At 63.2% G+C, this 12,872-nt stretch carries 12 protein-coding genes and 1 rRNA gene; 9 read left to right on the top strand and 4 right to left on the bottom strand.

What is annotated here, in order from left to right; translation table 11 throughout:
- Positions 1 to 894 (bottom strand): amidase family protein (locus VGD10_RS01270; RefSeq protein ID WP_331038978.1); only part of this gene is annotated, 894 nt, incomplete at its 3' end.
- A 123-nt stretch (positions 895 to 1,017) separates the two neighbouring features.
- A complete protein-coding gene (ppa, locus tag VGD10_RS01265; RefSeq protein ID WP_331038977.1) occupies positions 1,018 to 1,557 on the bottom strand; it encodes an inorganic diphosphatase in 540 nt (179 codons plus the stop codon).
- A 64-nt stretch (positions 1,558 to 1,621) separates the two neighbouring features.
- Between ppa and hisS the strand changes: the two genes are divergently transcribed.
- The 7 genes from hisS to VGD10_RS01230 all read left to right on the top strand — a co-directional run bounded on the left by hisS (position 1,622) and on the right by VGD10_RS01230 (position 9,942).
- The gene (hisS, locus tag VGD10_RS01260; protein ID WP_331038976.1) at positions 1,622 to 2,866 is read left to right on the top strand and encodes a histidine--tRNA ligase; all 1,245 of its coding nucleotides are present in this window, start codon (positions 1,622 to 1,624) and stop codon (positions 2,864 to 2,866) included.
- Positions 2,866 to 3,933: a peptide chain release factor 1 gene (prfA, locus tag VGD10_RS01255; protein ID WP_414639488.1), complete on the top strand. Its 1,068-nt coding sequence runs from the start codon at positions 2,866 to 2,868 to the stop codon at positions 3,931 to 3,933. The genes hisS and prfA overlap by 1 nt, the downstream gene beginning before the upstream one ends.
- 58 nt (positions 3,934 to 3,991) lie before the next feature.
- Entirely contained in the window at positions 3,992 to 5,362 is a 1,371-nt protein-coding gene (locus tag VGD10_RS01250) for an amidohydrolase family protein (protein WP_331038974.1), read from the top strand.
- A gap of 8 nt (positions 5,363 to 5,370) precedes the next feature.
- Complete coding sequence (prmC, locus tag VGD10_RS01245; protein ID WP_331038973.1) at positions 5,371 to 6,189, top strand: peptide chain release factor N(5)-glutamine methyltransferase; 819 nt, start codon at positions 5,371 to 5,373, stop codon at positions 6,187 to 6,189.
- A 263-nt stretch (positions 6,190 to 6,452) separates the two neighbouring features.
- Positions 6,453 to 7,106, top strand: coding sequence for a DUF4167 domain-containing protein (locus VGD10_RS01240; protein ID WP_331038972.1), 654 nt, complete (start codon positions 6,453 to 6,455; stop codon positions 7,104 to 7,106).
- A gap of 166 nt (positions 7,107 to 7,272) precedes the next feature.
- Complete coding sequence (locus tag VGD10_RS01235; RefSeq protein ID WP_331038971.1) at positions 7,273 to 8,310, top strand: substrate-binding domain-containing protein; 1,038 nt, start codon at positions 7,273 to 7,275, stop codon at positions 8,308 to 8,310.
- Positions 8,311 to 8,403: 93 nt separating this feature from the next.
- Complete coding sequence (locus tag VGD10_RS01230) at positions 8,404 to 9,942, top strand: OprO/OprP family phosphate-selective porin (RefSeq protein ID WP_331038970.1); 1,539 nt, start codon at positions 8,404 to 8,406, stop codon at positions 9,940 to 9,942.
- 61 nt (positions 9,943 to 10,003) lie between these two features.
- Here the strand turns inward: VGD10_RS01230 and VGD10_RS01225 are convergent, their stop codons facing one another.
- Together VGD10_RS01225 and VGD10_RS01220 are read right to left on the bottom strand one after the other, a co-directional pair.
- A complete protein-coding gene (locus VGD10_RS01225; protein ID WP_331038969.1) occupies positions 10,004 to 10,381 on the bottom strand; it encodes an acyl-CoA thioesterase in 378 nt (125 codons plus the stop codon).
- A complete protein-coding gene (locus tag VGD10_RS01220) occupies positions 10,374 to 10,688 on the bottom strand; it encodes a hypothetical protein (RefSeq protein WP_331038968.1) in 315 nt (104 codons plus the stop codon). The genes VGD10_RS01225 and VGD10_RS01220 overlap by 8 nt, the downstream gene beginning before the upstream one ends.
- Positions 10,689 to 10,762: 74 nt before the next feature.
- On the opposite strand from VGD10_RS01220, the gene VGD10_RS01215 reads away from it, so the two are divergent.
- The gene (locus VGD10_RS01215) at positions 10,763 to 11,191 is read left to right on the top strand and encodes a CBS domain-containing protein (protein ID WP_331038967.1); all 429 of its coding nucleotides are present in this window, start codon (positions 10,763 to 10,765) and stop codon (positions 11,189 to 11,191) included.
- A gap of 717 nt (positions 11,192 to 11,908) precedes the next feature.
- Positions 11,909 to 12,872 (top strand): 16S ribosomal RNA (locus tag VGD10_RS01210); the annotation flags it as partial.

Raw genomic sequence — 12,872 nt, 5'->3', positions numbered from 1 at the left:
AAATTCCTTGATGTCGACCAAAGTCGCGCCCTGAGCCTGCAGCGTGCGGAGCGCCTCTTCGAACGCGGCGTCGGTGCCGAAGCCCGTAGCAAAGCGCATCACGCCGATCCGCCTGCCGCGCAGCGAATGTGCCGAGAGGGCGCTCTCATATTGGGTGCGGTGAAGGTCCGCGTCCTTCGTCGCCAGATCGGCGGGGTCGCTGCCCGCCATGGCCGTCAGCACGGCCGCCGCTTCGGAAACGGTGCGGGCGAACGGTCCCGGCGTGTCTTGGCTGTGGCTGATCGGCACGACATGGGTGCGGCTCACGAGGCCGACCGTAGGCTTGAAGCCGACGATGCCGGTCACGGCGGCGGGGCAGGTGACGGAGCCGTCTGTCTCGGTGCCGATGGCAGCGGGCACCATGCCAGCCGCCACCGCTACGGCGCTGCCGGTGCTTGAGCCGCAGGCGTTGCGGTTCAGCGCATGCGGATTGCGAGTCTGGCCGCCCACCGCGCTCCAGCCTGATATGCTGTCGTCGTCGCGAATATTCGCCCATTCGCTGAGGTTCGCCTTGCCGACGATCACCGCCCCCGCCTGCCGAAGCCGCGCCACGAGCGGCGCATCGCGATTGGTAACATTGTCTATCAGCGCGAGGCTGCCTGCAGTCGTAGGGAGCGGACCTAAGGTCTCGATATTGTCCTTCACCAGGATCGGCATTCCCGCGACGCGGCCGGGGATAACCCCTCGCGCATCCACCGCCCGCGCCTGATCGAGCGCGGTCGGATCGACGGCAATCACGGCGTTGAGCGCTGGATTGTGCCGCTCGATCATGCGCAGCGCGTGGCGCGTCCGCGTTTCCGCTGATGAATTGACCAGTACGACGCCGGTCTGAGGAGCGGCCGTGGCGCAGCCCATAACGAGAAGGGAGGCGGCAAGGACGAGCGGGCGAAGATTAGGCAAGCGACTCTCCGGATCTATTTCCAGACAAGTCGATGGAGGATCGCCTGCGCGGCGTCCAGCTTCGCCGCGCTACATAGGTTAAGCGGCTTTGGCGCGCTTCGCGTTTTCGACGCTTTCCAGGATGATCCGGCAGGCGTCTTCGCGGCCGAGCCAGTGGCCGACGCGAACCCACTTTTCGGGCTCCAGATCCTTATAGTGGGTGAAGAAATGCTCGATCTGCTGCTTCACGATGGCCGGCAGGTCATCCGCTTCCTCGATATTCTCATAATAAGGGAAGGTGCTCTTGTCCGGCACGGCGAGGATCTTCTCGTCGCCGCCGGCCTCGTCTTCAAGGATCAGCACAGCGATCGGCCGGGCGCGGACGACGCAGCCCGGAACGAAGGAGGAGCGCGCGACGACCAGGCAATCGAGCGGATCGCCGTCGTCGCAGAGCGTGTGCGGGATGAAGCCGTAATTGGCCGGATAGCGCATCGGCGTGTGGAGGATGCGGTCGACGAAGATCGCGCCCGACTTTTTGTCGAACTCATATTTGACGGGCTCGCCGCCGGCCGGGACTTCGATGACGACGTTGACGCTTTCCGGCGGATTGTCGCCGGTCGGGATAAGATCGATGTTCATGATGGGCCGGGGCCTTAGAGCCGAACCGCTTTCCATGCCACGCAAAAATGCTAAGGCGCGGGCAATGAGTGGCAAAGTTCAGGCAGTACGCGGCACACAGGACATGCTGGGGGAGGCGGCGGAGCGGTTTCACGCCGTTATAGCGGCATTCGACCGCGTGCGCCGGCTCTACGGATTTCAGCGGGTGGAGGTGCCGGTATTCGAGGCGACCTCCGTCTTCGCGCGGACGCTTGGCGAGACGACCGACGTTGTTTCGAAGGAAATGTACACGTTCGAGGATCGCGGCGGCGATTCCATCACCCTCCGGCCCGAATTCACCGCCGGTATTGCTCGCGCCTATCTGACCGAAGGTTGGCAGCAATATGTGCCGCTGAAGGTGACCGCCTGGGGTCCCGCCTTTCGCTATGAACGTCCTCAGAAGGGGCGCTATCGCCAGTTCCACCAATTGGATGCGGAGATCATCGGCGCGGGCGAACCTGCCTCCGACGTCGAGATCATCGGCATGGCGGCGCAGTTGCTGGACGAGCTCGGCGTCGCGGAGCGCGTGGAGCTGAAGCTGAACACGCTCGGCGATCCGGCGACGCGCGATGCGTGGCGCGGCGCTCTGGTCGAGCATTTCACCAGGCACAAGTTCGACCTCAGCGACGAAAGCCGCAAGCGGCTGGAAAAGAACCCGCTCCGCATCCTCGACAGCAAGGAGCATAAGGATTTTCCCATCGTCGACAGCGCGCCCGTGGTGGACGATTATCTCTCGGCTGAGGCTGCCAACTTCTTCAGCAAGGTGACGGCTGGTCTCGATGCGGCAGGCGTGAAATGGACCCGCGATCCGCGGCTGGTCCGCGGCCTTGATTATTACCGCCACACCGCCTTCGAGTTCGTGACCGAGGACTTGGGCGCGCAAAGCGCAGTGATCGCGGGCGGCCGCTATGACGGCCTCATTGAAAGCATGGGCGGTCCGCACACGCCTGCCATCGGCTGGGCGGGCGGCATCGAGCGGCTCGGGATGCTGACCTCCGCGCCGGCAGCCGCGACGATGGACGTGGCGCTGTTGCCTCTGGGTCTCGCGGCTGAAGCCGCGGCGATGACCATTGCCGCCAAGCTCCGCCGGGCAGGGCTCGCCTGCGACATGGCCTATCGCGGCAACATGAAGAAAAGGATGCAAAAGGCTGCTGCGAGTGGCGCCCGCTATGCCGTCATCATCGGCGACGATGAACTTGCGAAAGGCGAGGCTGCGCTGAAGGACCTCGGCAGCGGCGAGCAAAGGCATGTCGCCATCGAAGCGCTTGCGGAGGCAATCGCCGCCCGATGATGCAAATATCCGCGGAACGGATCGCGCAGATCGAAGCGCGGAAGGACGAATTGCAGAACGCGATGTCGGCCCCGAACCTCGCGCCCGACGAGTTCGTGAAGCTGTCCAAGGACTATGCCGAGGTCGAACCCGTCGCGGCGGCGGCGCGCGAGGTGCGGCGGCTCCGCGCCGAGCTTGAAGTGCTGAACGGCATGACGGACGATCCCGAACTGCGCGAGATGGCGCTCGAGGAAGTCGAGGAGATCAGGCGGAAGCTTCCGGAGGCGGAGCGGGCGCTGGCGCTCAAGCTGCTGCCGCGCGATGCCGCCGACGAACGCTCCGCAATGCTGGAAATCCGCGCCGGCACCGGCGGCGACGAAGCGGCGCTTTTCGCCGGCGATCTCTTCCGCATGTACCAGCGTTATGCCGAGCAGCAGGGTTGGCGGATCGAGCTTATCTCCGCGAGCGCCTCGGATGTCGGCGGCTATAAGGAAGTCGTCGCTTCCGTGACGGGGCAGGGCGTTTTCGCGAAGCTCAAGTTCGAAAGCGGCGTTCACCGCGTTCAGCGCGTGCCCGCGACGGAGAGCGGCGGCCGTATCCATACCTCCGCCGCAACTGTCGCGGTGCTGCCGGAGGCGGAGGATGTGGATGTCCAGATCGAGGATAAGGACCTCCGCGTCGACATCTACCGCTCGTCGGGCGCGGGCGGGCAGCATGTGAACACGACCGACAGCGCCATCCGGATCACCCACCTGCCGACTGGAATCGTCGTTATCCAGCAGGACGAGCGCTCCCAGCACAAGAACCGCGCCAAGGCGATGAAGGTGCTTCGGACGCGCCTTTACGAGATGGAGCGGGAGCGGCTTGCGAACGAGCGCGCGGGGGCGCGGAAGTCAATGGTCGGCTCCGGCGACCGGTCGGAGCGAATCCGAACCTACAATTTCCCGCAGGGGCGCGTCACCGATCACCGGATCAACCTGACGCTCCACCGGCTGCCGGAAATCCTCGAGGGCAATCTCGACGAACTGGTCGGCGCGCTGGTTGCCGAGGACGAGGCGCAGCGGCTGGCGCAGCTCGACGGCGGCTGATCCTCGACAGGTCCGGACGGGCGTGCGAATGTCGCACCGCTTTTCAAAGGGGAGGAACATGCGCGAGCTGTTTGCAGCCTTCTGGATGGTCGTGGCGGCCATCTTCTCGCCGCCCGCCGCGGCCCAGACGCAAAGCGTCTATGCGATCACCGACGTTACCGTTGTGCCGATGGACCGGGAGCGGCTGATCCCCGGCCAGACGGTAATCGTCCGCAATGGCCGCATCGAGCGGATCGGACCCGCCGGCAGCATCTCCGTTCCGGCCGGCGCCGTCCGGGTCGAAGGGCGGGGGCGATATCTGATGCCGGGTCTCGCGGAAATGCATGCCCATGTGCCGCCCAATCCGGCGGACGTGCAATGGACCGAGGACGTGCTGTTCCTCTACGCGGCGAACGGAGTCACCTTCGCCCGATCGATGCTCGGAGCGCCGCATCATCTCGAGCTTCGTGCCAAGGCGGAGCGCGGCGACATCGTTTCTCCGCGCATCTACACGTCAGGCCCGTCGCTCAATGGCAACAGCGTTTCCTCGCCCGAAGCGGGCGCCCGCATGGTCGCCGAGCAGAAGGTGGCAGGCTACGACACGATGAAAATCCATCCGGGCCTCGATCGCGCCGAATATGATGCGATCGTGGCCGCGGCGCGCCAGCACAAGATCAGCTTCGGCGGTCATGTCCCGGAAGCGGTGGGGCTCGCCCGCGCTCTGGAGGCGGGGCAGGCGACGGTGGACCATCTCGACGGCTATCTGGCCTTGATGCTCCGCGACGGCGAAAGCATCGGCGATCAGGGCTTCTTCGGCGCCGATCTGGTCGACAAGGTGGACGAGCGGAAGATTGCCGATCTCGCTCGCCGCACCCGAGCGGCCGGCGTGTGGAACGTGCCCACCGACAGCCTCGTCCATCACGTGTTTCTTCCCACGCCCTCGGCGGCGGAAATGGAGGCTCGGGAGGAGCTCAAATATGTCCCGCGCGCGATGCTGGCGCAGTGGAAGCAGGCGCGGGCAGGAATCCAGAGCGACCCCGCCTATGATGGCGCCAAGGCACGGCGCTACGCGGCCCTTCGCGGCAAGCTGATCAAGGCTCTGCACGATGAGGGCGCCGGGCTGCTGCTCGGCTCCGATGCGCCCCAGTGGTTCAATGTTCCCGGTTTCTCGCTCCACCGCGAGCTCGCCTATCTCGTCGGGACAGGCCTCACGCCCTATCAGGCGCTGACGACCGGGACGCGGAATGTCGCGCAGTTCCTCGGCACGCCGGACGCGTTCGGCACAGTCGAGGAAGGCCGCAGGGCGGACCTCATCCTTCTCGAAGCCAACCCGCTCGCCGACGTCGCGAACGTGCAGCGGCGCGTTGGCGTGATGCTCAACGGCCGCTGGCTTCCCGAAGCGGAGCTGCAGGCCGGGCTGGCGAAGATCGCCGACCGTTATAAGCAATAAAGGCGCGGATGAAGATCGCCGAGGCTCTGAACGCCGCGGCCGCGCGCCTTGCCGGGATGAGCGATACGCCGCGGCTTGATGCGGAGCTGCTGATGGCGGAGGCGGCGGGCGTCAGCCGTGAGCAATTTCTGCTTTCAGGCGCCGAAGGCGCGGTTCCTGCCGGTTTCGAAGCGCTGGTCCAGCGGCGGCTGGCGGGAGAGCCGGTGGCTTATATTACGGGCCGCCGCGCCTTCTGGTCGATCGAGCTTGAGGTCGGGCCGGGCGCTCTGGTGCCGCGACCGGACAGTGAAACCCTGATCGAAGCGGCACTGGAGCATTTCGGAAAAGCGGGCCCCAAGACGGTGCTGGACCTCGGCACCGGGCCCGGCACTCTGCTCCTGGCGACGCTCGACCAATGGCATCAGGCAAGAGGTATCGGCATCGATCGTTCGGAAGAGGCGCTCGACTTTGCGCGGCGAAATGCGGAGCGGCTCGGCTTCGGAAACCGCGCGGCGTTCCGCATCGGCGACTGGATAGATGGGTTGGAGGAGCGGTTCGACCTCGTCCTCTGCAATCCTCCCTACATCGACGACACTGCCGAGCTTCCGCGCGACGTAAAGGAGTGGGAGCCGCACTCCGCCCTCTTCGCGGGCACGGAGGGCCTCGACGACTATCGGCGCCTCGCTCCAATGACCGGCGAACTGCTGACAGAAGGCGGCATCGCCTGCTTCGAAATCGGTGTCGGCCAGGAAGAAGCTGTTAGGGCCCTGTTCATAGCAGAAGGGCTAAAGGTAAGGGTGAAACATGACCTTGGCGGGCGTGCGCGCTGCCTGATCGTAGAACGTTGATTTAGATAATCATATTTCTACTTGGATTTGTCATACTGACTAGCTACATAGGGCCCAGGGACGGGGCCAATCACAGCATGGAATGCGTGAGGCTTACCGTCGCCGACCCCCGACTGCTCTGGCGTCTCCGGACGTTCCTAGCGTGAGGAGGCAGGAGCCGCGTTTGCGGCTGCCAGCCTGTTGGTGTCGTGCAGATTTTTACGGCCGGGAAGGGCCCGGCCATGGAGTGGCTACATACGACCACCTTTGACGAGGACTAAAGTTTGCTCAACAATCGTCAGAACGGCCGCAGGCGCGGTCGTGGCGGCGGGCCCCGCTCGCCAAACAATTCTCCCAACCCCGGCAATCGCCAGGAAAACCGCTCGCGCGGCAATGCCGCCCAGCTTCATGAGAAGTACAAGGCGCTCGCCCGCGACGCGCAGCTTGCCGGCGACCGCGTTCAGACGGAATATTATCTGCAGTTCGCAGACCATTATTTCCGCGTCCTGAGCGAAGGCCGTGCCCGCTTCGAGGAGCAGAATGCCCAGCGCCGCCAGCGCGACGACTATATGTCCGATGAGGATGAGGATCAGGACGAGGCGGTGAACGCTTCGGACGATCGCGGTGATGACGAAGGCGAGGAGCGCCAGGAGCGCGAGCAGCGCTTCGAACGTGCCGACCGCGGCGACCGGAGCGAGCGCGGCTTCCGCAATGGCGACGGCCGCCGTCCGCAGCGTGCCCGCCGCGACCGCGACGATCGCGACCAGAATGAAAGCCGTGAGGAAGAAGCCGGTGAGGAGCGGATCGCTCTCGAAGTGCTCCCGCCCGCGATTTCCGTAGTTGAGGGCGGCGCTGAGGAAGCGCCGCGCGCCCCCCGCCGCCGCACCCGCCGCCCGCGCAACGACGAAGGCGAAGCGGAGATCGCTCCGGCGGCCTGAGCGGTTCTACAAGCAGTGACCAGGAAGGGCGGCGGTCTTAAGGATTACCGCCCTTTTCTTTTGTCACAGATCCGAAACGGAAGAGTCACCGAAGCGACGCGCGGCGATCCTAAATCCCGGCGCGAGGCGGGCATGTCGCCCGTTCTGATGCAAGGGGCTTTTCTTCATGTTCAATCGCCGTATCGCCATGGCCGCGTTGCTGGCCGGCTCGATTGCGCTGCCAACAGTAGCTGACGCGCGCACGCAAATTCGCGCAGTGGGCTCTTCCACGGTCTATCCCTTCGCCAAGGTTGTCGCCGAACGCATGGCGCGTGCCAATCCGAAGGCGGGAACGCCGATCATAGAATCGACCGGCACGGGCGCGGGCATGAAGCTTTTCTGCGCGGGCATAGGTGCGCGCTTTCCCGACATTGCGAACGCATCGCGCCGTATCAAGGCGTCGGAAACCAAGCTCTGCGCGCAGAACGGCGTCACCCAGATCACTGAGATCCAAATCGGGATGGACGGTATTGCACTCGGTATGGCGAAGAACGGGCCGCTTGCGAACCTCACCCAGCGGGACGTCTATATGGCGGTCGCGAAGACGCCATTCGGAAAGCCGAACCGTGCTAAGACCTGGAAGGACGTCAACGGCAAGCTGCCGGCGATCCCGATCCGGATTTACGGACCGCCGCCCACCAGCGGTACGCGCGACGCGCTCGGCGAGCTGCTGATGACTCCGCCTTGCGAAGCAAACCCCACGATGGCAGCGCTCAAGAAGAGCGACGAAAACAAATTCAAGGCGATCTGCACCGGCGTGCGCGAAGATGGCGCCTTCATTCAAGCCGGCGAAAATGACAATCTGATCGTTCAGAAGATCGCCGCAACTCCGGGTGCGGTCGGCATCTTCGGCTATTCATACCTCGAGGAAAATCCGGACAAGCTGAAGGGGATCGCCATCAACGGCGTCAAGCCCACCTACGATAGCATCGCCAGCTACAAATATCCCGGCGCACGCCCGCTCTACATCTACGTCAAGAATGCACATGCGCGGGCAATTCCCGGCATTCGCGCTTACGTCGCCGAATTTGCGAAGGAATCGACCTGGGGCAAGGGCGGCTATCTCGTGCAGCGCGGCATGATCGCGGCGCCGGACCCGGTGAGGGTGCGCAACGCCCAGGCCGCGCGGTCGCTCGCACCGATGAACTTCGCATCAGTGAAGTAACCGCTGTCACAAAAGTGAAACGGGCGCGTCATGGAAGCATCACGCGCCCGTCATATTCCGCATCGGGGCGGAGAAGATTGGGGAACTATATCAATGACGACGAAGGCTTTCACGCTGGCGCTCTTGGCCGGCAGCTCGACCCTCATGCTGGCATCGCCTGCCTTTGCGCAGGCTGAGGCTGCTCCCGCGGAAGAGGCCGTCGCTCCGCTCGACGCGGAAGGCGCCGCAGCCAAGGCCGCCTTTCTCGAAGCGCAGGTCGAGGCGCTGCAGCAGCAGCTCGATGAACTGAAGAAGCAGATGGGCGTGGTCACTCCGGGCTGGAAGGGCGCCCCTCTCTATGAGGACAAGGAGGCCGGCTGGTCGTTCAAACCGCGCGGCCGCATCCAGTACGATGTGGGCTTCATTGAGAACCCGGACGACCGGATCAACAGTCGGAACCTCGGCTTCAACACTCGTGTCCGCCGAATCCGGCTCGGCGCTGAGGGCACCATCCCCGGCGACTTCGGCTACAAGTTCGAGATGGACTTCGCCAATTCGGCTGTGGGCTTTGGCGATGCCATCATCACCTATGCGCCCAAGGGGAAGCCCTGGTCGCTGACGATTGGCAATCACGAGACGTTTGAAAGCCTGGAGCAGATCACCAGCTCGCGCTTCATCAGCTTCCTTGAACGCGCGCAAATGAACGACGCCTTCGGCCACACGCGCCGTATCGGCCTTTCGTTCGGGCTCGCCGACAAGGCCAACATAGCGCGTCTGAATGCCGGCATTTTTGCAGCTCATTCGATCGACGCGTCGTTCGACAATGACGGCTGGATCGGCGCCGCGCGGGCGACCTATTCGCCGCAGGCGCTGGGCGGCCTCCTACACCTCGGCGCCAATCTCCAGCACCGCGAGTTCCAATCAAACAACGGCGGCACAGCCTCCTCTTCCACCGGTGCTCCGTCGACGAACCAACTCGCCCGCTACCGTGCACGGCCGTTCCTACAGACGACCGATGTCCGGTTCGTGGACACCGGCAGCTTCGCCGCGAGCAGTGACGACATCTACGGTGTCGAACTGGGGGGCATCTTCAAGTCGCTGCACCTCGCCGGCGAAGCGCAGTGGACGAAGGTCAATGCCTATTCGACTGGCGACGTCGCGACCGGCCTTGACGCCTTTTCGGCAGCCAACACGGCACTGGTGCCTTCAGGCGATCCGAGCTTCTTCAGCTGGTATGCCGAGGCAGGCTATTTCCTCACCGGCGAGACGCGCGGATACAAGAACGGCGCGTGGGATCGGACGAAGGTACTCAATCCCTTCAGCAAGGGTGGCTCCGGCGCATTCCAGATCAATGCCCGCTACGATTATCTCGATCTGGACAGCGATAAGCTGAAGCAAGGCTTCACCAACAACTTCACGACCGGATTATTCACTCCGTCCAACAGCCTCAGCCGCGGCGGCATCCAGACCGGATACCAGGCAAGCCTCATCTGGATCCCGGAAGATTATGTCCGCTTCCTGCTGCAATATACGCGGACGCAGGTGGAAGGCGGCCCCTTCGCGGCAGCCGTGAAGCCGACCTCGACCGAGCCGGTGGATGAGCGCAGCTACGGCGTCAACAGCGTCGCTCTGCGCGCGCAGGTCGACTTCTAAGAAGCAGCCGTTTTCACTGACGGTGAAGGGCGCCTCCGGATGTTCCGGAGGCGCTTTCGTTTCAGCCTTTCACCGGCCTCGGGCGGTTGTTCTCATCGAGCGCGACGAAGGTGAAGAGGCCTTCGGTGACTTTCACCTGCTTTTCGCCGCGATCGCGGTCGGCAATCACCTCGATGCGAATGCCCATGGAGGTGCGGCCGATCCGTTCGATCTGCGCGTAGATGGAAATGATGTCGTGAAGAAGGATCGGGGCGATGAACTCCATCGCCTCGATTGCGACGGTGGCGACCGCGCCCTGCGCTTCCCGCGACGCGATGATGCCAGCGGCGATGTCCATCTGGCTCAGCACCCAGCCGCCGAAGATGTGGCCGTTGGCGTTGATATCGCCCGGGCGCGGCACCACGCGAAGGATCGGTTCGCGGCGCTCGGCTTCAGTCATTCTTGTCGTCCCTTCTGGTGGCGGCGTCGTCATGGCCGCTATTGTTGCTGAAATAGACGAGCCCCATCAGCGCCGTACCGAGCAGGACGGAGAAACCGACGCCCGCAACCGTGGCAATGATCATATGGATTGGCACCGGCCCGCCGGAACTCTTCAAGTAGATGAGTGCGAGCAGTACCGCGACCACCGCAGCGATCGCCATCCACGACATCAGCTTCTTGTAGCGCGTCCAGGCGAGCGCGGTGCGCTCTAGGTCCGTCTGGCGGGGCTCCGGCCGGCGCGGCGGGACGGGATCGTGTCTCGGCATCGCGCCCATGTGGCGGCAGGCCATAGGATCATCAACCCGACTCGTGTAAAAAGGGCCGGCGAGGAGAGCGAGGCATGACCATAGCCGCCATACTCGGCCGCAAGGGCGAGAGCGTGATCAGCATCGAACAGGGGAGCACAGTGCGCGAGGCGGTGACGAGACTCGCCGGGAATCGCATTGGCGCGCTGCCGGTGACTCGGGACGGCGAGGTGATCGGCGTCCTCTCCGAACGCGACATCGTCTACTGCCTCGAGAGCGAGAGTGGGGCGGTGCTCGACCTTCCTGTCGACAAGGTAATGACTACTCCCGCCATCACCGTCGCGCCCGACGTGCCGATTCTCGCCGCTTTGTCGCAGATGAGCGCCAAACGAATCCGTCATCTGCCGGTCGTGGACCGCGGCAGGCTGGTTGGAATCGTGTCGATCGGCGACCTCGTCGCGTGGCGGATTGCACGCATCGAGGAGGAAGCGGAGGCGATGCGGGCCTATATCCAGAGCGCCTGACACCGCCTCTGCCAAGCATTTGAGCTGCCTTCACTTTTTTGACGGCTGGGCTCTTGAAGCTCATTTTTGCGCGCCCATTTAGAGCCTCGAAGGCAGGCATTAAGGCACGCGGCTCGGGCCGCTCCGGAGCCTCTCTTCGGCATCTTTGAAAATAGAGTTTTTCGAAAAGCGGCTTGACGGCCGGGTTCGTCCCGACCATATGGCCGCCATCGGCAAGGCCACGCGGAAGTGCGGCTTAGCTGTTGAAAACAATTCGAAATTTCGGATCAGGTACTTGAAGGTTGGGTTCGCCCTTCCCAAATGGTTCTGACCGGCCGACAAGATCCTCGGATCAGCGTCGCCGACCGAAAGCTTCAAAAAGTTTTCAGAAAAAAGTCATTGACGGCGGAAACGCTCCTCCATATATGGCTTTTCACCGACGGGGCACGGTCACTTGGCCCAACCCGTTCGCGTCTCATCAATCGGTAACTCCGGTGCCCCGGATTAAAACGGGGGAGGTGAGGCGTCGGCTCTTTGACATTGTCGGTTTAGATGAAGGGACATGTGGGCGGCGGCTCCGGTCACCGGGAACCTCTGGGTTCTGGTTGATCGGTTAAAGCTAAGCCGTTCCAATGTCCTCTTACATATCCACAGTAATATGTATTTGTGCAGGAACGGCTCCCAGAGATGCCGGCCTTGGATGTTCGAGTTTTCCCTCGGGCGCCGATGGTCGGTCATTAACTTGAGAGTTTGATTCTGGCTCAGAACGAACGCTGGCGGCATGCCTAACACATGCAAGTCGAACGAGACCTTCGGGTCTAGTGGCGCACGGGTGCGTAACGCGTGGGAATCTGCCCTTAGGTTCGGAATAACTCAGGGAAACTTGAGCTAATACCGGATGATGTCTTCGGACCAAAGATTTATCGCCTAAGGATGAGCCCGCGTAAGATTAGCTAGTTGGTGAGGTAAAGGCTCACCAAGGCTACGATCTTTAGCTGGTCTGAGAGGATGATCAGCCACACTGGGACTGAGACACGGCCCAGACTCCTACGGGAGGCAGCAGTGGGGAATATTGGACAATGGGCGCAAGCCTGATCCAGCAATGCCGCGTGAGTGATGAAGGCCTTAGGGTTGTAAAGCTCTTTCGCCCGCGACGATGATGACGGTAGCGGGAGAAGAAGCCCCGGCTAACTCCGTGCCAGCAGCCGCGGTAATACGGAGGGGGCTAGCGTTGTTCGGAATTACTGGGCGTAAAGGGCGCGCAGGCGGCCCTTCAAGTCAGATGTGAAAGCCCCGGGCTCAACCTGGGAACTGCATTTGAGACTGAAGAACTCGAGTTCGGGAGAGGATGGCGGAATTCCCAGTGTAGAGGTGAAATTCGTAGATATTGGGAAGAACACCGGTGGCGAAGGCGGCCATCTGGACCGAGACTGACGCTGAGGCGCGAAAGCGTGGGGAGCAAACAGGATTAGATACCCTGGTAGTCCACGCCGTAAACGATGTGTGCTAGACGTCGGGAAGCCTAGCTTTCCGGTGTCGCAGCCAACGCTTTAAGCACACCGCCTGGGGAGTACGGCCGCAAGGTTAAAACTCAAAGGAATTGACGGGGGCCCGCACAAGCGGTGGAGCATGTGGTTTAATTCGAAGCAACGCGCAGAACCTTACCAGCCCTTGACATGCCCGTCGCGGCCCGGGGAGACCC

This window comes from Allosphingosinicella sp., assembly GCF_036402135.1.
In the GTDB taxonomy this organism is placed as follows: domain Bacteria; phylum Pseudomonadota; class Alphaproteobacteria; order Sphingomonadales; family Sphingomonadaceae; genus Allosphingosinicella.
Note: the sequence above shows the minus strand (reverse complement) of the source record. Positions and strands in the feature narration are given on the sequence as shown.